The organism is Streptomyces sp. NPDC051822, from assembly GCF_044452745.1.
Classification (GTDB): domain Bacteria; phylum Actinomycetota; class Actinomycetes; order Streptomycetales; family Streptomycetaceae; genus Streptomyces.
Genome location: NZ_JBITBZ010000001.1, coordinates 1209515 through 1230428 on the forward strand (window position 1 = coordinate 1209515; position 20914 = coordinate 1230428).

A 20914-nucleotide genomic window follows, 5' to 3' on the forward strand; every position below is an offset into this window, starting at 1 on the left:
CGTCCCGAACGCCGTCCCCACCTCACCGGAAAGCATCTCCTCGTGACCACGCAGCCCCTCGCCGTCGGCGATCCGCTCCGGCTCGGCCCGTACCGCCTGCTCGGCGTCCTCGGCGAGGGCGGCATGGGCAAGGTGTACGTCGGCCGTGACAGCTCCGGCGCCCCCGCCGCCGTCAAGGTCCTCCGCCCCGAACTCGCCCACGACCAGCACCTCGCCCAGCGCTTCGTCCGCGAGGCGGACATGGCTCGGGCCGTGACGAGCCGCGGCGTGGCCCGGGTCCTCGACGCGCAGACGGAGGGCGGGCGGCCGTGGATCGCCGCCGAGTTCCTCGCGGGACCGACGCTGGACATCGCCGTCCGCGAGCACGGGCCGATGGACGTGGTGACGGTCCGCGCCCTCGCCTCCCACCTCGCCCGCACGCTGCACGACATCCACGCCGCCGGGCTCGTCCACCGCGACCTCAAGCCCGCGAACATCGTCCTCACGTCGACCGGCCCGCGGATCATCGACTTCGGCATCGCCCGCCCCGAGCACGGGCTCACCCTCACCACGACCGGCCAGATCCCGGTCACGCCGGGGTACGGGGCGCCGGAGCAGGTCCTCGGGCAGCGCGTCGGCCCGGCGTCGGACGTGTTCTCGCTCGGCGCGGTCCTCGCGTTCGCGGCGAGCGGCCGGCGCGCCTTCGACGCCGGCCACGTGGCGGCGGTGCAGTACGAGGTCGTCCACGGCGCCCCGGACCTGACCCTGGTACCGCCCGAGCTCCAGGAGCTCATCGGCCCGTGCCTGGCGAAGGACCCGGCGTTCCGCCCGTCGCCGCCGCAGGTGGCCGAGGCCTTCGCCCCGCCGAAGGGCGCCGACCGCGCCTGGCGCAAGGGGCCGCTCGCCGAGGACATCAGGCAGCGCGAGACGGCCACGAAGCGCCTCGCGGCCCCCGAGGAGACCGCCGTACCCGGCGCGAGGCCGTCCCGGCGCCGCTTCCTCACGGGCGCGGCCGTGGGCGTGGCGGTCCTTGGCGCGGGCGGCGGGGCGGGGGCCTGGTGGCTGAACCGGGAGGGCGTGAAGGAGTCACCGACCGCCCACGTGCCGCCCGCCGTGCCGACGCCGGAGGCGGCCTTCGTGTCGATCATCGACAACCCGTACGGCATGGCTCCCAAGCCGCTGTGGGGGCCCCGGCAGGTCGCGGCGCCGAACGGCCCCGTGCCTCTGCCCGTCAGGGATGTGGTGATCATGGAGGCGGCGGAGGGCGGGCTGCTCGCGCTCTCCGTGACGAACGGCAAGGAGCGGTGGCGCGCCAAGGACATCGACCCCGCCGCCGGTGTCGTCTCCGTCGCCGACCGGCTCGTCGTGGGCGTGGACAAGAGCGGCGTCGCACACGCCTTCGTCGCCTCCACGGGGAAGCCCGTCTGGCAGAGCCAGAACGACGTCGACCACCTTCTGGCGGCAGACGACACCCACGTCTTCCTGGTGACCCTCAAGAACGAGGTCCGCGCCCTCGACGCCTGGACCCTCGCCACGACGTGGACGCGCCCGATGCCGTCCCCCCGCTTCCCGACCGGCCCGGCGAAGGCGGCGGTGGGCAGGAAGCGGCTGGTGATCCACGGCAGGGACGGCCATGTGACCGCGCTCTTCACGGAGACGGGCGAGGAGGACTGGGACGTCAAGAACCAGGGCACGGACGGGGAGATCCCGGTCCTCGGCGACAACATCGCCTATCTGGGCGGCCCTGTGCTCATGGCCCGCCGGCTCGATCGCGGCGACTACCTGTGGGATCAGGAGGCCCCAGGGGACAACACCTGGGAAGCAGCGGCTACGGACGGCGATCACCTCATCGCCGTCGCGGACTATCACGTCTACCGCTACAGCACGATGATCGACACCCATTTCCCGGTCTCGGACTGGTCCGCGATCATGGACGGTCTGGGCGAGAGCGCGGGCCCTCGCAATCCCCCGGCCGTGGCGGGTGCGACCGTCTGGGTCAGTTCACCCGACAACAGTCAGGTCGAGGTCCTCCATAAGCTCACCCACGACCGTCTCTTCACCGTGACGGTCCCGCGCGAGGGCGCCTATCAGCTGGCGGCCGCCGGCAACCGCGTCTTCATCGCCCGGGGCGGCCGGGTCTACGCCGTGCCGGTCTACGGCCGCTGAGCCGGGCCGGCCCGGCTCAGCTCTCCCCTCGTGCCGGGATGGCCCCGGCACGAGGGCTCAGCCGCGCCTGGACCGGAGTACGGGGACGGCGACAGCGGCACCGATCAGGACGGCCGCGCCGATGCCGAGCCCGATCCAGAGACCGGTGTTGCCGCCCTCGTCCTCGCCCGCGACGGGGCCGGGCGCGGGAGCGGGGGTCTCGGAGGAGTCGGCCGGAGCCGGGTCCGCCGACGGCAGTTCGCCGGCCGTCGGCGTCGGGGTGGCGGTGGCGATCTCGGTGAGGTCGTCGATCGGCCGGACGTCGGCCGGGCCGGGGTCGCCGGGCGTCTTCAGCGTACGGAGGGGGCGCAGGGCGCCGAAGCCGACGTGGTTACTGCGCTTCTCGCCATCGGTAGGCCCTGCGACCGTGTTGAGCATGACCTTCAGGACCTGGTTGTTGGTCCAGTCGGGGTGCTTGGACCAGAGCAGCGCTGCGGCGGCGGAGGCGAGGGCGGTGGCATCACTGGAACCGGTCGACTTGCAGAGACCGGTGCCACCGCTGCAGGCGTGCACCATGTCCTTTCCCGGGGCGACTACATCGACCTGGGGTCCGTACTGGGACATGGGGATGCGCTTGGCCTTGTTGTCGACGGCACCGACGCCGACGACGCCCGGGGTAGCCGCCGGGTACATCAGGTCGTTGCCCTTCTCGGCGTCGTTGCCGACACCCGCGAAGACCAGGGCACCCTTGTCCAGCGCGTACTTCACCGCGTCGGTGAGTTCCTGCGAACCCGCGGTGGTGGCAAGGGAGATATTGATGACTTGGGCGCCGGAATCGGCCGCGTACGTGATCGCCTTCGGGACGACGCGGTTGAACTCCTTGGCGCTTTCCGTGATGCTGCTTTCGCCCGCGGCGAGACCGGGTACACGGACCGGTAGAATCTTGGCCCCCGGCGCGAGGCCGAAGGAACCGTTCCCGCCGCCCTTCGCTCCCGTACCGGCGATCAGGGCGGCGATCCCGGTGCCGTGATTGAGGTAATCGGTGAAGGTGTCCCCCGCCTCCTCCCCCGCCCCGAAGTCCTTCCCCTGGAGCACCTGTCCCTGAAGATCGGGAACGCCCTTCTCCACCCCCGAGTCGATCACCGCGACGGTGACGCCCTTACCGGTGCTGAGCTTCCAGATCTCCTCGGCGCCCATGGCATCCAGGTGCCATTGCTGGGCGCGGATACTCTCCGCGTGGGCGGGGACGGAAGCGATGCCCACCAGCAGCATCCCCAAGGCGGCCGAGGCGGTGACTCGGGCACGACTCCGTCGAATACTGCTGGTACGCATCTGCTTCCGCTTCCTCGCGCTGATCAGTCGATGACGGGCGGGGCCACGCGGCGGTTGCCCTGCTGCCAGGTCTCCTCGTCCTCGACAAGGTAGTCGGGACGCTCTCCGTTCTGCTCCTCGCGGTCACCGGGCCGCTGGGTGCCGCCGCGCACGAGGCCGGAGCCACCGGGCGTGAACGGTCGCGCACCACCGGCGCCACCCGCTGCGCCGGCGCGCTGCGCCTTGCCGCCGACGACTCCGCCGGTCTCGCCCGCGAGTCGGCGTCCGCCGCTGATCCCGTTCTGTCCGGCGCCCATGGGACCGCCCATCGGGCCGCCCATGCCGCCGCCCATGGGGGCGCGGCCGACGCCAGTGCTGTTGCGCCCGCCGGGCTCGGTGCCGATGACGGTGCTGCGCGGGATGCCCGTCGTAGGACGGCCAGTCTGGGGAACCTGACGGCCGCCGCTGATGCCCTCGCGGGGGCCGCCCAGCGGGCCGGGCATGCCCGGGAGGCCACGCGGGCCGGTGGTCATCGGGTTGCGCGTGCCGCCGGTGACGGGACCGGTGGGGCCGGTGGGACGTACGGGGGCCGGACCGCCCTTACCCGTGAAGGGCGGGACACCGGTGGTCGTCACGAACGGAGGCGTACCGCCGTCCGGCTTGGTGATCGGGGGCGGACCGCCCGGGGTCTGCGTCGTCGGTCCGGTCGTGGTCTGCGGCAAGGTGTTCACGCTGTCGATGCCGAGGTCCACGGGCACGTCGGGCCGTACTTCCGGTCGGATGACCTGCGTCGGCCCGGTCGTCTCCCGGGACGGCGGGACAACGTTCGTGTCGGGCATGGACGGCGTGCTCGACTGCGGCGGCGTGGACGACCTCGTACCGGACTCTGTGCCCGAGTCCGGGCCCGTGGCGCGACCGTACTCCTGAGAGGAGGAGCCGATGTACGCGGAGTTGTCCACGCTTGTCTTGGCTTCGGGCACGAACGCCCCCGGCGGCGGCGGGAACGTCGGCGGCTGCAGGCTCGCCATCCGGTCGCTGGACCAGTCGTACGTGCCGGACAGACGCTCCATCTGCTCGGCCGCCGCCAGCCGGTTCGCCTCCTCCTTGGCCTTGATGGCAGAGAGTTCCTCGGAGGCGGACATCGCGCTCTTCGCGTTGGCCGCGATGGTCCGCGAGTCCGGGTCGTTCCGGTTCGCGAGCGCCGCGGCCAGGTTCTCCTTGGCGTTCTCGTTCGAGACGTAGCGGGGCATGGCGCTGGCGGCCTCGGCGATGGCCGCTGCGTTGCCTTCCATCCAGTACGCGGCGTTGCCGCTGTACTTGCCGAGCGAGTCGGTCGACGAGGCGACCGAGAGAGCCCACTCGGAGAACGCCTTCTCCGCCTCGCCCTCCCAGTCCATCTCCTTCATGCGCTTGACGAGCCGGTCGGCGATGTCCTTCAGCTGCTCGCCGGTGGAACGCAGCACGTCTGCCGCGTCGCCGACGTAGAACGTGCTGGCCTCGTCCAGCCAGGCCAACATCTGCTGGTGGCTCATGCTGCGGAAGTCGGTCCCGCTGTAGCCCCCGCCTCCGTCTGCCGGAATCATCTCTCGCCTCTTCCCCGTGTCCCCGATGTGTCGTCCCGCGCCGCGCCTACTGGAAGGAGCCGCCGCCCGTGGTGCCCTCGCTGCCGTTGCCTGCCGAGTCACCCTGGTTCTTCTGCTGCTCGGCCTTGTCGTGCGCGTCCTTCGTGCGCTCGTAGATGCCGCGCATCTTCAGCTTGATGTCCTCGTCCATCGCCTCGATGCCGTCCTGGGAGGCGATGGCCGCGATGCCAAGTCCTTCCAGGCAGTCCTTGAGGAGCTTGGAGAGGTCCACCAGGCTCTGCCGCACCTTGGCGTACGAGGCGTAGGCGCTCTGCGCCTCGGCCCAAGCGCCGCCGCCGCCACCGAACTTGCTCCGGTCGATCTCCGACACACTGCCGTTCGGATCGGCCGTGGGCTTCATCGTCGCGTCGAGCGAGGTGATGAGCCTGTCGACGTCCTTCTTCAACTCAGCCATGGAGTCGGCGCTGTACTTGACGGCCTGCGTCCGCATCCCGGACGTCAGACCACCCATCTCAGGCAGCATGCTCGCGCTCCTCCCCCGTGAACCACCATGCCGTGTACCGCACACAAGTCTAGAAGTTCACTGTAGTTGGGAACGACGACAGTGCGCACCCCGGGGTTGCACAAGCAACGGACATCACATGGTTACGAATTGGGCACGGCGACGGCCGCCTGGGGGCGGATCGGGAGGCGGTTGATCGGGCGTCCGGTCGCCGCGCGTACCGCTGAGGCCACTGCGGCGGGTGAGGTGACGACGGGGATCGCGCTCGCCGGCTTGGCGCCGAAGGGGGCCACCACGTCGCGTTCCTCGACGAGTTTCACGATGCGAATGTCCGGGGCATCCAGGGATGTCGGGAGTGCGTAGCCCGTGAAGTCGGGGTGCCGGACCAGGCCGCGGGCGGTGCGGAGGTTCTCCGTGAGGGCCGCGCCGACGCCCTGGGTGACGCCCGCCTCGATGCGGGCGGTGAGCTGGGCCGGGTTGAGGATCCGGCCGACGTCCTGGGCGACGGCCATCTCCACGACGCGCACGGCGCCGAGTTCGATGTCCACGTCGACCACCGCGCGGATCGCGCAGAACGCGAGGCCGACGAACGCGTCGCCCTGGCCCGAGTCGTCCAGCGGCTCGGTGGGGTGGGGGCGGCACTGGGCGGTGGCCCAGAGTTCCTTGCCGTCCATCGCCTCGGTGACCGTCGTCGAGAGGACACCGTCGTACGAAGTGATCTTGCCGTCGGTGATCTGGAGGAGCTCCGTCGACATGCCGAACTGGTGGGCCAGCGGCTGGAGGAGCTGGGTGCGGACCATCTTCGCGGCCCGCTCCACCGCACCGCCCGACACCCAGGTGTGGCGGCCGTGGGCGGCCGGTCCCGCCGGCGGCTGGTCGGTGTCGACGGGGGCGACGTGGACCTCGTCGATCCCGAGGGTGTCCTGCACGATCTGCCGGGCGAGCGTCGAGAAGCCCGAACCGGTGTCCACGGCCGAGCAGATGACCGTGGCCACGCCGTCCTGGACCCGTACGGTCGCCGTGGACACCTCGTCGGTGCCCTCCGCGCCCAGCATGTGCACCATGCCGAGCGCGTACCCCACGCCCCGCCGCACCGCGCCGGGTTCGCCCGCGCCCTCGGGGCCGCCGGGCAGCAGCCACTCGCCCTCCGGGGTGTCCTTGGGGAGGGCGGGGAGGGGGAAGTCCCTTACCGCCGAGAGGAGTTCGGCCACGGGGGCCGGGCAGGTCACCGTCTGGCCCGTGGGCAGGATGTCGCCGGTCGCCATGACGTTCCGCATGCGCAGCTCGGCCGGGTCCACGCCCAGTTTCGCCGCCAGTTTGTCCATCTGCGCCTCGTACGCGGCGCAGACCTGCATCGCGCCCTCGCCCCGCACATGGCCGGACGGCGGGTTGTTCGTACGGACCGCCCAGCCCTCGACGAAGGCGTGCGGGACGACGTACGGCCCGCAGGCGAAGGCCACGGCCGCCGCGAGGGACTCGGACGAGGAGTCGGCGTAGGCGCCCGCGTCGAGCAGGATCTGCGCCTCCACCTTCACCAGACGCCCTTCGGCGTCCGCGTGGTGGCGGTAGCGCAGCAGGGTGGGGTGGCGGTGGGCGTGGCCGAGGAAGGACTCCTCGCGGGTGGCGGTGAGCTTGACCGGGCAGCCGGTGCGCAGCGCGAGCAGGCCCAGCGGGATCTGGAACCCCGGGTCCTCGCGGTCGCCGGTGGCGCCGGGGACGCCGGTGACGACCAGCTTGACCTGCTCGGGCGGCAGGCCGAAGCAGGCGGCGGCCAGGTCCCGGTCGGTGTGCGGGTCGGTGGAGGCGGTGTAGATCTCGACGCCGCCGTCGGGGCGCGGTACGGCGAGGCCCGCCTCCGCGCCGATCGGCGCCGGGTCCTGGCGCCCGATCCGGTACAGGCCCTCGACGACGACCTCGCCGGTCGCGTCCGGGTCGCCGAACCGCAGCGGGATGTGCCGGATCAGGTTTCCGTCGGGGTGCAGCGCCTCCGCCGCGAACGCCTTCTCCGGGTCGGTGACCGGGTCGAGGAGCTCGTACTCGACGCTGATCGCGGCGGCGGCGAGGCGTGCCGTGTCGGGGTGGTCGGCGGCGACGGCGGCGAGCGCCTCGCCGTGGTGCCGGACCAGCTCGGAGGCGAACACCGGCCGGTCGGCGACCTGCCGGCCGTACGTCGCGGCGCCGGGCACGTCGGCTGCGGTCACCACGGCCCGTACGCCCGGCATCGCGGTCGCGGCGCTGGTGTCGACGGACACGACGCGGGCGTGCGGGTGCGGGGACCGCAGGATCGCGGCCCAGAGCAGCCCCTCGGCCCACAGGTCGGAGGCGTAGGGGAAGGTGCCCTCGGTCTTCGCCCGCGCCTCGGCCTGCGGGAGCGAGGTCCCGAGGCCGTGCGGCGCGGACGGCTCCTGGCCCGGCGAGCCGGGAAGGTCGGGAGCCGTGGGAACGGCGGTGGTCGCGTCGCTGCTCACGCCATGCCTCCGTCGTGCGGGTGCGGGATCTGGTGCGGGACACGGGGCCCGTCGGCGCCGTCGGCCGCGGTGGCCGCCGCGCTCGCCTCGCGCTCGGCGACGACGTCCCGTACGGCTTCGAGCACGCCCCGGTAGCCGGAGCAGCGGCACAGGTTGCCGGCGAGCGCCTGGCGGGTCTCGAGTTCGGTGGGCGCGTGGTTGCCCTCGAGAAGGTCGTGCACGGTCATGCACATGCCGGGGATGCAGAAGCCGCACTGGACGGTGCCGCACTTGGCCATGGCCCGCTGCACGTCCGAGGGCTCCCCGTCGGTGGCGAGGCCCTCGACCGTCCGTACCTCGCTCTCGGCGGCGGTCGCCGCCGGAACCAGGCAGGAGGCCACGAGCCGGCCGTCGACCTGCACGTTGCACGCGCCGCACTCGCCCTGCGAACAGCCGTCCTTGGCACCGGCGAGGCCGAGGCGCTCACGCAGGACGTAGAGCAGGGACTCGCCGATCCAGGAACCGGTGACGGGACGGTCCACGCCGTTGACCCGGAGGGTGTACGAGGTGTGGGGGTGCTCGTCGCTGTCGGTGGAGGCGTGGACGCTCTCGCTGGGCGTGAGCTCGGGTGTGACCTCGGGGTCCGGAGTGACGTCGGCGGCCGTGAGGTCGGGCGTGGTCTCGGGCGTGAGGTCGGCGCCGGGTTCCGGGGTGTGACCGGGTGCGGAGTCGGACCTCGGACCGGGTACGAATTCGGGCGCGCGGTCCGGTACGAGGCCGGGGCCGTGCTCGGGGGCATGACCGGGTGCCACGGCGGGCGCTCCGGCCGCGGCCGGCTCCTCCTCCTCCGCACCGCCGTCGGCCGGCGTCACGTCCTGGGTGGTTTCCACGGCGGTCGCGGCCGGCTCGTCGTCGGTTCCCGCCTCCCCGGCCCGCTCATCCTCCGGGAGCACCCACGGAGCGGGTGCGCCGCCCGGCAGGGTCGCCGGGGCCTCGGCGTACGGCCTGATGGCGGACGCGGCGAACTCGCCCGCCGCCTGCACCGACGCCTGAGCCGATTCCTGACCGGGCTCCTGAGCCGGTTCCTGGTCCGCGTCCGGCAGCGTCGGGATCTGCCACTGGCCCGTGCCGCCAGGTCCTGCGGGCACCGCCGGCTCCGTGAATCGCCACTCGGCCGTCGCGTGCGGGTCCTGCTCGACGTACCCCAGGTGCTCGACCTGCTCGGCGTATCCGCTCTGACCGGACTGACCCAGCCGTCCGAAGGCCTCGGGCCGCTCCGTGTACTCGGGGTACTCGGGGTACTCGGGTCCCGCGTACTCGGCGTACCCGGCCCCCGCCCCGGCCCCGGCGCCGGCCCCGTCGAAGTACTGCGTCTGCTCCGCCTGCGTCGGCACGTGCACCGTCCACGTGCCCGTCGCCGCCGGGTCCGTCCCCGGGTTGAGCGGCTGGAGCGGCGTGATCATGGGCGGTACGTAGCCGTGGCCGGGCGCCTCCAGGGGAACGCCGTCCAGCATGAAGTCGGGCGGCAGCTGGACGAACGCGGTCGCGTCCCCGTCGTACCCCTCGCTCTGCGGGATCGGCTCCCAGCCGCCGGAGTCCTGGTGCTGCTGGTCGTTGCTGCTCACGACAGTGCCCTCCCCAGTGCCCGTCGGGCGAGTGCGGCGACGGTGCGCCGCAGGTGCAGTACGGCGGGCGGCAACTGTTCGTCGCCCGGCGGGTCGGGGATGCAGGCGGCGGCGACGTACTCACCGAACGCCGTGAGCGCCTCCGGCGCGAGCCCCCGGTCGTTGTCCCAGTCCACGAGCGAGGCGATCCAGCGCTCGGCCTCCAGCGGGCGCAGCGGCATCGGGGCGACGGCGCCGACCGCGCAGCGCACGCCGCGCCTGGCCGGGTCGAGGACGACGGCGACGGAGGCGGTGGCGCGGGCCGGGCCGGTGCGGCCGGTGGCCTTGAGGAATACCTGGGGGGCGTGGAGCAGCGGGACGCGGACGAAGGCGACGAGTTCGCCGGGGGCCAGCAGGTCGCGGCCGGCGAGCAGGTGGGAGACGGGGATCTCGCGGTTGCCTAGCGGCCCGAGGACGACCAGGTCGGCTTCGAGGGCGGCGAGGACGGGCAGCGAGTCGCCGCTGGGCGCGGCGGTGACGATGTTGCCGCCCAGGGTGCCCGCGTTGCGGATCTGGGGCGGTCCGGCGGCGCGGGAGGCGGCGGCGAGGGCGGGGATGAGGGCGGCGAAGTCGGGGCGGCCCATCCGGGCGTGGGTGAGGCCCGCGCCGAGGAGGGCGTGTCCGTCCTGGTACTGCCAGCCGCGGATCTCGTTGATGCGGCTCAGGCCGACGAGGCCGGCGGGGCGGAGCTGGCCTTTGTTGACTGCGGCCATGAGGTCGGTGCCACCGGCGACGGGGACGGCGGCCGGCATGGCCGTGAGCGCCGCCACGGCCTCGTCGAGCGAGGCGGGCAGCGTCACGGACTGCGCCGTCTGTGGTGCGTGCGTGGTCAACCCGCTGCCCCTTCCCGGTGTCCCGGTGGTCCCCGAATGTGCCCGGCGGTCGCGCCTGCGTGTGGGCGTACGGTACGTGCTCACAGGCCGGACGTGGCAACTCTGGCACATCTTCCGAGCGGTCCGGCGCGAGGGTCCGCGAAGGACTGTTCCGTCCGGGACGCCCCGCAGAACGACGGTAACTTCCGATTCGCCGCTCTTGGGTGAAGGGGGACGTCGGGTCCCTCACACGATCGGGGGCGTGCCTTCCAGGGGGCGGCCCAGGACCCCAGGGCGCTGCTGCCGGGGGTGGGGTCCCGCGGGTGGCCGGTAGTCGACGCCGAGGGCGTCGAGCCGCCGGTAGTGGGTGTGCATGCGGCGCTCGAAGCCGGCGTGGTCGCGCGCCTCCGGCGCGGGCAGCGCGGACCAGGCGACCTCGGCGAAGGCGGCGAGGCGCGGGAAGACCTGGTAGTCGATCCGCGAGCGGTTCTCCATGACCTCGGTCCATACGTTGGCCTGGGTTCCCAGGATGTGGGCGGCGGCCTCCGGCGAGAGCCCCGGCGGGACGGGCTCGAAGCGGTAGACGTCCTCCAGGGTGCGTACGTACCCGATGGGCATCGGCTCCTCGTCGCCGGGCGCCTGACGGTGGTCCAGGTAGACCTGCTGCTCGGGGCACATGACGACGTCGTGGCCGGCCTCGGCGGCGGCGACGCCGCCCGCGTACCCCCGCCAGGACGACACGGCCGCGCCGTCGGCTAGGCCGCCCTCCAGGATCTCGTCCCAGCCGATGAGGCGCCGTCCGCGGGCGGCGAGCCAGCGGTCGAAGTGGCGGATGAACCAGGACTGCAGGCCGTCCTCGTCCCCCACCCCCAGCTCCTCGATGCGGGCCTGTGCGGTCGGGGAGGCCTTCCACTGGTCCTTGGGGCACTCGTCGCCGCCGACGTGGACGAAGGGCGACGTGGCCGCGGGGAAGAGGTCGAGGACCTCCTCGAAGACGCCCTCGTAGAAGCGCAGGACGGCCTCGGTGGGGGCGAGGACGTTGGGGTTGACGCCCCAGGTGTCCCAGACGGTGAGGGCGGTCGTGTCGACGACGTCGGTGTTGCCGAGTTCGGGGTACGCGGCGATGGCGGCCTGCGAGTGGCCGGGGAGGTCGATCTCGGGGACGACGGTGATGTGCCGCTCGGCGGCGTAGGCGACGATCTCGCGGATGTCGTCCTGGGTGTAGAACCCGCCGTGCGGGGTCTCGTCCCAGAGCGGCGAGGCCCGGTGGCCCCACTTGCTGCGGGCCCGCCAGGAGCCGGTCTCGGTGAGCCGGGGGTGGCGCCTGATCTCGATGCGCCAGCCCTGGTCGTCGGTGAGGTGGAGGTGGAGGACGTTGAGCTTGTGGGCGGCGAGGAGGTCCAGGTACCGCAGGACGTCGTCCTTGGGCAGGAAGTGCCGGGCGACGTCGAGGAGGAGGCCGCGCCAGCCGAAGCGGGGCCCGTCGGAGACGGTGACGAGGGGGAGGTCCCAGTCCCGGCCGGGCCGGAGCGGGGCCCTGCGGTACGCGTCGGGGCCGAGGAGCTGCCGCAGGGTCTGGGCGCCCCAGAAGACCCCGGCGGGGCCGCCGCCCTCGATGACGACGGCCGCGTCCGTGGCCTCGGTGGACAGGCGGTAGCCCTCGGGGCCGTGCTCCCGTTCGGCCTCCTCTGCGATCCGCAACCGGATCGCGTGCGGGCCCGGGCCGTCGGCGAGCGGCAGGCCGGTGGCGGCGCCGAGCACCGACCGCAGCCAGCGCGCGGTGGATCCGGTGCCCGGACCGGCGTCGAGCGTCGTCCGCGCGTCGAGCGTGACGTACCCGGGGGCGGTGCCCCGGCGCTCGACCGACAGGGGCGCGGGGATCAGGTCGTCGTCCTGGGTCTGGGTCTGGGTCTGGGTCATCGTGTCAGTCCTTCACCGCCCCGCCGAGCCCCGAGACCAGGCGGCGCTGTACGAGTACGAAGAAGACGAGCACCGGGACCGTCATCACCGTCGAGCCGGCCATGATGCCTCCCCAGTCGTTCTCGTCGGGCTTGAAGAAGACGAGCAGCGCCATCGGGAGGGTCGACTGCGAGGTGTCGCTGATGAGGAAGGACTTCGCGAAGAGGAAGTCGTTCCAGGTCGAGATGAACGAGAAGACGCTCGTCGCGACGAGGCCGGGGAAGACCAGCGGGAAGAGGATCTGCCACAGGAACCGGCTGCGGCTGGCGCCGTCGATCTGGGCCTGTTCCTCCAGCGCCTCCGGGACCGCCTTGACGAAGCCGCGCAGCATCCAGATCGCGAAGGGGAGCGAGAAGGCGATGTGCGGCAGGATCAGGGAGCCGAGGGTGTTCAGCTGGCCGGCGTCCCGCATGAGGAAGAACAGCGGGATGGTGAGGGCCTCGACCGGCACCATCTGGGCGACCAGGAACATGATCAGGAGCGTCGTCCGGAACCGGAAGCGGAACCGGGTGACCGCCGTCGCCGCGAGGAAGGCGATGAGCGCGGAGGCGAGGACGACGGTGACGGCCACGGTCAGCGAGTTGAGGAAGTAGCGGCCGAAGTCCTGCTGCTGGAAGACGCGCCGGAACGAGTCGAGGGACGGGGACAGCGTCCACGGCCGCGGGTTCGTGGACTGGATCTCGCCCGCCGGCTTGAAGGCCGAGAGGACCATCCAGTAGAGCGGGAAGGCGACGGCGGCGGCGACGAGGAGGGTGACGGCCTCGGCGGCGAGGCGCCCGGGACGGCGGGGTCGGAAGGGTCGGAAGGGCCGGAGAGGCCGGAGAGGCCGGAGAGGCCGGCGGACGCTGAACAGGCTCACAGCTCTTCTCCCCGACGTCGCAGCAGGCGCAGGTACACGAGGGTCACGGCCAGCAGGATGAGCAGCGTGACGACGCCGATGGCCGAGCCCAGGCTGTACTCGGAGGAGGCGAAGGCCTTCTGGTAGGCGTACACGTTGAGGACGAGGTTCTGGCCGGCGATGCCGCCTCCGTTCGTCATCACGTAGATCTGGGTGAAGATCTTGAAGTCCCAGATGACCGACTGGATCGTGACGACGACCAGGATCGGCCGGAGGGCCGGTGCCATGACGGAGCGCCAGATCCGCCACTGCGAGGCGCCGTCGAGGGCGGCGGCCTCCAGGACCTCGGACGGGATGGCCCTGATGCCCGCGTAGACGGTGACCATCACGAACGGGAACGAGCACCAGACGACTTCGAGGAGGACGAGGGCGAAGGCGCTGTACCGCCCGTACGTCCAGGAGAAGTCGCCGAGCCCGAGGAGTCTGTTGACGGGGCCGAAGTCCGGGTCGAAGAGGAAGACCCAGACGGTGGAGCCGGTGATCGCGGGGGTGGCCCAGGCGCCGAGCGCGGCCAGCATCAGGACGAGCCGGGGCAGGGCGCGCACGCGCGTGAGGAGTACGGCGAGGGCGCAGCCGACGGCGAGCGTGGTGACGACGCAGGCGGCGGCGAACAGGACGGTGGCGAGGAGGACCTGCCGGAACTGGGGGTCGGCGAAGAGGGCCGTGTAGTTGCCGAGGCCCTTGAAGGTGGTGGGTTCGCCGCCGCTGACCTGGGCCTGGGTGTACTCCAGGAAGGAGATGAGCCCGAGCTGGTAGATCGGGTAGAGGAGCAGCGCGCCGAGCACGGCGAGCGCGGGCAGGAGGTAGAGCCAGGGCGTCCACCCGGAGCCACGCCCACGGGCCAGGCCCGATCGGTTCGTCGCCCGGCCCGCACCGCTCGCCGTGCCTGCCGTGCTCGTACGGCTGGTCGTCGTCATCCTCGTCAGCCCGCGGCGGCGAACGCCGCGTCCATCTTCTTCGCGGCGTCGTCGGCCGCCGCCTTGACGTCCTTACGGCCGCTGACAACCTCCTGGAACATCGTGGGCAGGACGAGGGAGGCGTCGATGGCGCCCCAGCCGGGGGACGCGGGGACGAACCTGGTGCCCGCGCCGAGGGTGTCGATGAAGGGCTTCACGAAGGGCTGCCGCCGGGCCGCCGCGGCGCGGACGTCGGTGTACGTGGGCAGGAAGCCCATCGCGTCGAAGAGCCTGCCCTGGGTCTCCTTGCCGGTCAGGGACTTGAGGAGGTCGACGGCGAGGGTGCGGTGGGAGGTGCTCTTGAGTACGCCGATGTTGTTGCCGCCCGCGAAGGCGGGGGCGATGGAGCCGGGGGCGGTGCCGGGCAGCGGCACGACGGCGTACTTGCCCTTCACGGCGCCCGCCTCGACGGCGGCGTGGCTGAAGTCGCCGCCGATGGCCATGCCGGCCTTGCCCGCGGCGAAGGCGGTGACGGTGGCGTTGCCGCCCATCTGGGCGCACTTGGCGGCGGGGCAGTTGTCGTCGCCGAAGAGCGAGGTGTACGTGGCGATGCCCGTCCGGGCGGCCTCGCTGTTGACGGCGGCCTTGTACGTGTCGCCGTGCGCGGTGGCGAGTTCGCCGCCGGCCGCCCAGACGAAGGGCATGGCGCCGTAGGTGTAGGCGCCGCCGACGGCGATGCCGTAGAGCTCGGGCTTCGCCTTGCGGATCTTCTTGGCGGTGGTGACGAGTTCGGCCTGCGTTCTGGGCGCGGTGAGGCCGAGTTCCCGGAAGACGTCGGTGCGGTAGTAGAGGGCGCGGACGCCGACGAAGAGCGGGGCGCCGTAGACCTTCCCGGCGACGGTGACGGACTGCTTCGCGGTGGGGTCGGTGTCCTTGGCGTCGGCCCAGGCAGCGAACTCGGCGCTGATGTCGGCGAGTCCGCCGTCCTTGACGTAGCCGGCGGTGTCGGTGTTGCCGTACTCGATGAGGTCGGGGGCGGAGGCGGGGTCGTTGAAGGCGGCCTTGACGCGCTGGGCGCGGGTCTCGACAGGTATGTACTCGACCTCGGCCCTGGCACCCGGGTGGCTCTTCTCGAAGGCGGCGACGGCCTGCGCGACGACCTGTTCCTTGGGCTTGTTGCTCACCTCCTGGAAGAGCCAGACGCGCAGGGTGCCGCTCTTCTCGTCGGTCGTGGCCTGCCCGCCGGAGGTCTGGGGCGCGCAGGCGGTGGCGGTGAGCGCGGCGAGCAGGAGTGCGGTGAGGCGGGCGGAAAGCTTCATGAGACGGTTCCCCTCCGAGCATGTGTTGCAACATGCGCAACGCGCGTTTCGTTCTGCACAACACGCGTGAGGTTAGGCGGGCTTCCGGCGGCCGGACAAGAGGTCTCGACCACCTCAACCACTCCGTGACCGCCGGAAGCACCCTCCGCAACGGCCGCGCGCACCTCAGTGCCCCGGAACGCGGAACGGCCCCCGCCGCACGCACCGAAGTACGTACGACGGGGGCCGTCCCCGACGTCAGGGCCGGATCACCGGACTACTTGTCCTTGCCGCCCTTACCGCCCTTGTCCTTGTCGCCACCGCCGGCGCCCATGGATTCGTAGATCTCCTTGCACATCGGACAGACCGGGTACTTCTTGGGGTCGCGCCCCGGCACCCAGACCTTTCCGCACAGCGCCACGACGGGCGTGCCGTCCAGGGCGCTCGCCATGATCTTGTCCTTCTGGACGTAATGGGCGTAGCGCTCGTGGTCGCCGTCACCGTGGGACACCTGCGGCGTCGGCTCGACGAGGGTCCCCGTACCTGCCCCGCGCTCGGGCTCGAGAGTGCTCATAACCGCCAAGGGTACTGAAAGCCTGAGGCCTCAGTTGAGGGACGGGTCGTCGGGGTAGGTCGCGATCATCGCGAGGTCGCCGCGCTGCCGCCTGAGGACCTGCCGCCAGAGGGCCTCGGGCCTCGGCGAGGACACGTCGCCCGGCTCCGATTCGACCACGTACCAGGCGCCGTCGCCGAGCTCGGTCTCCAGCTGGCCGGGGCCCCAGCCCGCGTACCCGGCGAAGATCCGCAGCGAGCCGAGGGCCGGGCCGAGCAGCTCGGGCGGGGCCTCCAGGTCGACCAGGCCGATCGCCCCGTACACCCGGCGCCAGCCGAGCGGGCCCTCGTCGCCGGGGATGACGGCGATGCCGAGGGCCGCGTCGAGCGAGACGGGGCCGCCCTGGAAAACGACGCCGGGTTCGCCGGCGAGTTCGGCCCAAGGCGCGAGGATGTCGCCGACGGTGACCGGGGTCGGCCGGTTGAGGACCACGCCGAGCGAGCCCTCGTCGTCGTGGTCGAGGAGGAGCACCACCGCGCGGTCGAAATTCGGGTCCGCGAGCGCGGGGGTGGCGACGAGCAGCCGTCCTGTGAGCGAGGACACCTCGGTCATGCGACACATGATCTCGCATCTTCGGCGTTCGCGGGGGTTGTCGGGCGGGATACGGGGAAGGCGGGGCCCGTCGCGGTCCGGAGCCGCAGTTCAGACGGGAGGGGGCGGGGCCCCTGGCGGCCCATCGCCGAAGGAAGCGGACGGTGACGCTCCGCAAGATCACGGGAACAGAGGGTGTTGTGCCGAATTCATTACATCTGACAGGCCCCGTGAGGCATTCAAGAGAGGTCTCATGGCCCCTTACCCTTTTCACTGGCCACCCGACCGACCCCACTCCGGAACGCGAGATTCATGACCGGCACAGACAGTCACGATGTACTGCTCGTCCATGGCGGCACCCCGCTGGAGGGCGAGATCCGCGTTCGCGGCGCGAAGAACCTCGTGCCCAAGGCGATGGTCGCCGCCCTGCTCGGCAGCGGCCCGAGCCGCCTGCGCAATGTGCCCGACATCCGTGACGTCCGCGTGGTGCGCGGACTGCTCCAGCTGCACGGGGTGACGGTCCGTCCGGGCGAGGAGCCCGGCGAACTCGTCCTCGACCCGACGCACGTCGAGTCCGCGAACGTCGCCGACATCGACGCCCACGCCGGCTCGTCGCGCATCCCGATCCTCTTCTGCGGCCCGCTGCTGCACCGCCTCGGCCACGCCTTCATCCCGGGCCTCGGCGGCTGCGACATCGGCGGCCGGCCCATCGACTTCCACTTCGACGTGCTGCGCCAGTTCGGCGCCACCATCGAGAAGCGGGACGACGGGCAGTACCTGGAGGCCCCGCAGCGCCTTCGCGGTTGCAAGATCCGGCTGCCGTACCCCTCGGTCGGCTCGACCGAGCAGGTGCTGCTCACGGCCGTGCTCGCCGAGGGCGTCACCGAGCTGTCGAACGCCGCCGTGGAGCCCGAGATCGAGGACCTGATCTGCGTCCTGCAGAAAATGGGCGCGATCATCTCCATGGACACCGACCGGACCATCCGGATCACCGGTGTCGACCGTCTCGACGGCTACACCCACCGGGCGCTCCCGGACCGCCTGGAGGCGGCCTCCTGGGCGTCGGCGGCGCTCGCCACCGAGGGCAACATCTACGTGCGCGGCGCCCAGCAGCGCTCGATGATGACCTTCCTCAACACGTACCGGAAGGTGGGTGGCGCCTTCGAGATCGACGACGAGGGCATCCGCTTCTGGCACCCGGGCGGCTCGCTCAACGCGATCCACCTGGAGACGGACGTGCACCCCGGCTTCCAGACGGACTGGCAGCAGCCCCTGGTCGTGGCCCTGACGCAGGCCTCCGGCCTGTCGATCGTGCACGAGACGGTGTACGAGTCGCGGCTCGGTTTCACCTCCGCGCTCAACCAGATGGGTGCGCACATCCAGCTGTACCGCGAGTGCCTGGGCGGCTCGGACTGCCGCTTCGGCCAGCGCAACTTCCTGCACTCCGCGGTCGTGTCGGGCCCGACCCGGCTCCAGGGCGCCGATCTGGTCATCCCCGACCTGCGCGGCGGCTTCTCGTACCTGATCGCGGCGCTCGCGGCCCAGGGCACCTCCCGGGTGCACGGCATCGAGCTGATCAACCGCGGCTACGAGAACTTCATGGAGAAGCTCATCGAGCTCGGCGCCAAGGTCGAGCTGCCGGGCAGCGCGCTGGTGTGAGGCGTCACGGGCTCCCCGTGGGCCCGTAACGCTGTCCGTAAGGCGTCACGGGCCCACAGGGGCCCGTACAGGCCCATACGAAAGGGCGGCCACCCCCTGACAGGGTGGCCGCCCTTTCTGCGCCTCTAGGCTGCCTTACGTGCCTTGGCGGGCCGCCTTACGTGCTCCGGCTGCCCTGATCGCCTCGGCATGTGTCACTACTTGCCCTTGGCGGCTTCCTTGAGCTTCGAGCCCGCGGAGACCTTCACGCTGTAGCCGGCCGGGATGTCGATCGGGTCGCCGGTCTGCGGGTTACGAGCGGTGCGAGCGGCACGGTGGGTGCGCTCGAAGGTCAGGAAGCCGGGGATGGTGACCTTCTCGTCGCCCTTGGCGACGACCTCACCGACGGTCTCGGCGAGAGCGGCCAGCACGGCGTCGGCGTCCTTGCGGGTCACCTCGGCGCGGTCGGCCAGGGCGGCCACCAGCTCACTGCGGTTCATGTTGTTACTCCCGTGTTCTTCTTGCCTGTGAGGCGTGCCACGCGGCGGAAGCCGCGTGATTGGGTACAGCGAAGCCGATGCTGCCAGGGCCTTCGGACAGTCCCCGGACCCGGGTCTAATGACAGACCCTCGCGCCCAAACACGCATCCTGCCCCCACCAGCGGCGGGAACGCCAATCCGGCACCCCCTCGGGTCACACGAAAAGCGCCGGAGCCCCGTGGTGGTGACGTTCTGTCGACTCCTGTCGACTCCACGAAAACCACGCGGAGCCGAAAAGCCACCCTAAAGGCGGGTTTACGGCTCCGCGAATCGCGACGCGCCGTCAGCGCCCGGTCGCCGCCGAGCCCGCGCCCGCCGCCTTCGCCGCGTTGCGCACCGCTCCGGCGACCGCGCCGGCGACCTTGTCGTTGAAGACCGACGGGATGATGTAGTTCGCGTTCAGCTCGTCGTCGGTGACCACGTCGGCGAGTGCGGTCGCCGCGGCGAGCATCATCTCGGTGTTGACCGTACGGGACTGGGCGTCGAGCAGACCGCGGAAGACACCCGGGAAGACCAGCACGTTGTTGATCTGGTTCGGGAAGTCGGAACGGCCGGTGGCGACGACCGCGGCGGTCTGCCGGGCGGCGGCCGGGTCGACCTCAGGGTCGGGGTTCGCGAGCGCGAAGACGATGGCGTCCTCCGCCATGGCGGCGACGTCCTGCGCGCCGAGGAGGTTCGGGGCCGAGACGCCGATGAAGACGTCCGCGCCGACGACGGCCTCCTTGAGGGTGCCGGTGACGCCCTCCGGGTTGGTGTTGTCGGCGATCCAGCGCAGCGGCGAGTCGGCCGGGGCCTCCACGAGGTCCTCGCGGCCCGCGTGGACGACACCCTTGATGTCGGCGACGACGGCGTGCTTGACGCCCGCCGCGATCAGGAGCTTGAGGATGGCCGTACCGGCCGCGCCGGCCCCGGACATGACGACGCGCACGTCGCCGATGCCCTTGTTCACCACGCGCAGCGCGTTGGTGAGGGCGGCGAGGACGACGATCGCGGTGCCGTGCTGGTCGTCGTGGAAGACCGGGATGTCGAGGGCCTCGCGCAGCCGGGCCTCGATCTCGAAGCAGCGCGGCGCGGAGATGTCCTCCAGGTTGATGCCCGCGAAGCCGGGAGCGATGGCCTTGACGATCGCGACGATCTCGTCGGTGTCCTGGGTGTCGAGGCAGATCGGCCAGGCGTCGATGCCGGCGAAGCGCTTGAAGAGGGCGGCCTTGCCCTCCATGACGGGCAGGGCGGCCATCGGGCCGATGTTGCCGAGGCCGAGGACGGCGGAGCCGTCGGTGACGACCGCGACGGAGTTGCGCTTGATGGTGAGGCGGCGCGCGTCCTCGGGGTTCTCCGCGATGGCCATGCACACGCGGGCGACGCCCGGGGTGTAGATCATCGAGAGGTCGTCACGGTTGCGGATGGGGTGCTTGGACGCCATCTCGATCTTGCCGCCGAGGTGCATCAGGAACGTACGGTCGGAGACCTTGCCGAGGGTGACGCCCTCGATGGTGCGCAGCTGCTCGACGATCTCGTCGGCGTGCGCGGTGGAGGTCGCGGCGATGGTGACGTCGATGCGGAGCTTCTCGTGGCCGGAGGCGGTCACGTCGAGGCCGGTGACGGATCCGCCGTGGGACTCCACCGCCGTGGTGAGCTGGGAGACCGCGGTTCCGCTCGCGGGAACCTCCAGCCGGACCGTCATCGAATACGAGACGCTGGGCGCCGTTGCCATGGCCGAGTTCCTCTGCTTTCCCTGAGCTTCGTTGCTACGCCGCCCCGGCTGGTTGCCCGGCGGCGCCCTCCGATGGTCGCACCTACCTGCCGGTAGCAGGTAATGCGGTCATTTTGTTTTCGGAAAGTAGTTTCCACCATACGAGAAGGGCCCGGGAAACAGAAGAGGCCCCCGCCACCAGGGGTGACAGGAGCCTCGACTTCGTAGCTACACACAACAGAACGTCTGAGTGGCACCGACCCGCCATGCTCGCCTCGCGGCAAGTGGTCCCTCAGAGGGACGAAGGTTGGGCCCGGGGGCTTGGATCGAGCCGGTGCCACGACAAGGCTAACAAACCACCCTGCTTGGTGATTCCAGCGCCACAGGTTGACCGGAAATCAGCCTT

16 protein-coding genes are annotated in these 20914 nt (G+C 71.6%); 2 read left to right on the forward strand and 14 right to left on the reverse strand.

Features of this window, described 5'->3' with window-relative positions; all coding sequences use genetic code 11:
* Window positions 1–42 precede the first annotated feature (42 nt).
* Window positions 43–2145 carry a protein kinase gene (locus tag ACIA8N_RS05485; RefSeq protein WP_365777760.1) on the forward strand — a complete coding sequence of 701 codons (2103 nt, stop codon included), beginning with the start codon at window positions 43–45 and terminating at the stop codon, window positions 2143–2145.
* 57 nt (window positions 2146–2202) lie between these two features.
* On the opposite strand, the gene mycP is transcribed toward ACIA8N_RS05485, so the two are convergent.
* The 12 genes from mycP to ACIA8N_RS05545 all read right to left on the reverse strand — a co-directional run bounded on the left by mycP (window position 2203) and on the right by ACIA8N_RS05545 (window position 16659).
* Window positions 2203–3396: a type VII secretion-associated serine protease mycosin gene (gene mycP / locus ACIA8N_RS05490; RefSeq protein WP_365778166.1), complete on the reverse strand. Its 1194-nt coding sequence runs from the start codon at window positions 3394–3396 to the stop codon at window positions 2203–2205.
* 83 nt (window positions 3397–3479) lie between these two features.
* Window positions 3480–5018 (reverse strand): hypothetical protein, encoded by a 1539-nt coding sequence (locus ACIA8N_RS05495; protein WP_365777758.1) that lies wholly within the window; start codon window positions 5016–5018, stop codon window positions 3480–3482.
* 46 nt (window positions 5019–5064) lie between these two features.
* A complete protein-coding gene (locus ACIA8N_RS05500) occupies window positions 5065–5541 on the reverse strand; it encodes a hypothetical protein (protein WP_365777756.1) in 477 nt (158 codons plus the stop codon).
* Window positions 5542–5663: 122 nt separating this feature from the next.
* Window positions 5664–7988, reverse strand: coding sequence for a molybdopterin cofactor-binding domain-containing protein (locus ACIA8N_RS05505; protein ID WP_365777754.1), 2325 nt, complete (start codon window positions 7986–7988; stop codon window positions 5664–5666).
* The gene (locus ACIA8N_RS05510) at window positions 7985–9592 is read right to left on the reverse strand and encodes a 2Fe-2S iron-sulfur cluster-binding protein (RefSeq protein ID WP_365777752.1); all 1608 of its coding nucleotides are present in this window, start codon (window positions 9590–9592) and stop codon (window positions 7985–7987) included. The genes ACIA8N_RS05505 and ACIA8N_RS05510 overlap by 4 nt, the downstream gene beginning before the upstream one ends.
* Entirely contained in the window at window positions 9589–10464 is an 876-nt protein-coding gene (locus ACIA8N_RS05515; protein WP_365777750.1) for an FAD binding domain-containing protein, read from the reverse strand. Before ACIA8N_RS05515 ends, ACIA8N_RS05510 begins: the two co-directional genes overlap by 4 nt.
* A gap of 225 nt (window positions 10465–10689) precedes the next feature.
* Window positions 10690–12363: a beta-N-acetylhexosaminidase gene (locus ACIA8N_RS05520; RefSeq protein ID WP_365777748.1), complete on the reverse strand. Its 1674-nt coding sequence runs from the start codon at window positions 12361–12363 to the stop codon at window positions 10690–10692.
* Between the two features lie 4 nt (window positions 12364–12367).
* Complete coding sequence (locus ACIA8N_RS05525) at window positions 12368–13255, reverse strand: carbohydrate ABC transporter permease (RefSeq protein ID WP_365778164.1); 888 nt, start codon at window positions 13253–13255, stop codon at window positions 12368–12370.
* A 2-nt stretch (window positions 13256–13257) separates the two neighbouring features.
* A complete protein-coding gene (locus ACIA8N_RS05530; RefSeq protein ID WP_365777746.1) occupies window positions 13258–14217 on the reverse strand; it encodes a sugar ABC transporter permease in 960 nt (319 codons plus the stop codon).
* Between the two features lie 5 nt (window positions 14218–14222).
* Window positions 14223–15515 (reverse strand): extracellular solute-binding protein, encoded by a 1293-nt coding sequence (locus tag ACIA8N_RS05535; RefSeq protein WP_365777744.1) that lies wholly within the window; start codon window positions 15513–15515, stop codon window positions 14223–14225.
* A 256-nt stretch (window positions 15516–15771) separates the two neighbouring features.
* Window positions 15772–16068, reverse strand: a complete 297-nt coding sequence (locus tag ACIA8N_RS05540) for a DUF3039 domain-containing protein (protein ID WP_030223158.1) — start codon at window positions 16066–16068, stop codon at window positions 15772–15774.
* A gap of 30 nt (window positions 16069–16098) precedes the next feature.
* Window positions 16099–16659, reverse strand: coding sequence for a YqgE/AlgH family protein (locus ACIA8N_RS05545; protein ID WP_365777742.1), 561 nt, complete (start codon window positions 16657–16659; stop codon window positions 16099–16101).
* Between the two features lie 291 nt (window positions 16660–16950).
* On the opposite strand from ACIA8N_RS05545, the gene murA reads away from it, so the two are divergent.
* Complete coding sequence (murA, locus tag ACIA8N_RS05550) at window positions 16951–18297, forward strand: UDP-N-acetylglucosamine 1-carboxyvinyltransferase (protein ID WP_030223152.1); 1347 nt, start codon at window positions 16951–16953, stop codon at window positions 18295–18297.
* A 197-nt stretch (window positions 18298–18494) separates the two neighbouring features.
* On the opposite strand, the gene ACIA8N_RS05555 is transcribed toward murA, so the two are convergent.
* A complete protein-coding gene (locus ACIA8N_RS05555) occupies window positions 18495–18776 on the reverse strand; it encodes an HU family DNA-binding protein (RefSeq protein ID WP_015033921.1) in 282 nt (93 codons plus the stop codon).
* A gap of 322 nt (window positions 18777–19098) precedes the next feature.
* Complete coding sequence (locus ACIA8N_RS05560) at window positions 19099–20529, reverse strand: NAD-dependent malic enzyme (RefSeq protein WP_365777739.1); 1431 nt, start codon at window positions 20527–20529, stop codon at window positions 19099–19101.
* Between the last annotated feature and the right edge of the window lie 385 nt (window positions 20530–20914).

What these genes read in the sequence shown, in the direction of transcription:
- mycP (WP_365778166.1), bottom strand. Translation starts at nt 3,396, where the DNA reads ATGCTGCTGGTGGGCATCGCTTCCGTCCCCGCCCACGCGGAGAGTATC.
- ACIA8N_RS05495 (WP_365777758.1), bottom strand. Translation starts at nt 5,018, where the DNA reads ATGATTCCGGCAGACGGAGGCGGGGGCTACAGCGGGACCGACTTCCGC.
- ACIA8N_RS05500 (WP_365777756.1), bottom strand. Translation starts at nt 5,541, where the DNA reads ATGCTGCCTGAGATGGGTGGTCTGACGTCCGGGATGCGGACGCAGGCC.
- ACIA8N_RS05520 (WP_365777748.1), bottom strand. Translation starts at nt 12,363, where the DNA reads ATGACCCAGACCCAGACCCAGACCCAGGACGACGACCTGATCCCCGCG.
- ACIA8N_RS05530 (WP_365777746.1), bottom strand. Translation starts at nt 14,217, where the DNA reads ATGACGACGACCAGCCGTACGAGCACGGCAGGCACGGCGAGCGGTGCG.
- ACIA8N_RS05535 (WP_365777744.1), bottom strand. Translation starts at nt 15,515, where the DNA reads ATGAAGCTTTCCGCCCGCCTCACCGCACTCCTGCTCGCCGCGCTCACC.
- ACIA8N_RS05540 (WP_030223158.1), bottom strand. Translation starts at nt 16,068, where the DNA reads ATGAGCACTCTCGAGCCCGAGCGCGGGGCAGGTACGGGGACCCTCGTC.
- ACIA8N_RS05545 (WP_365777742.1), bottom strand. Translation starts at nt 16,659, where the DNA reads ATGACCGAGGTGTCCTCGCTCACAGGACGGCTGCTCGTCGCCACCCCC.
- murA (WP_030223152.1), top strand. Translation starts at nt 16,951, where the DNA reads ATGACCGGCACAGACAGTCACGATGTACTGCTCGTCCATGGCGGCACC.
- ACIA8N_RS05555 (WP_015033921.1), bottom strand. Translation starts at nt 18,776, where the DNA reads ATGAACCGCAGTGAGCTGGTGGCCGCCCTGGCCGACCGCGCCGAGGTG.
- ACIA8N_RS05560 (WP_365777739.1), bottom strand. Translation starts at nt 20,529, where the DNA reads ATGGCAACGGCGCCCAGCGTCTCGTATTCGATGACGGTCCGGCTGGAG.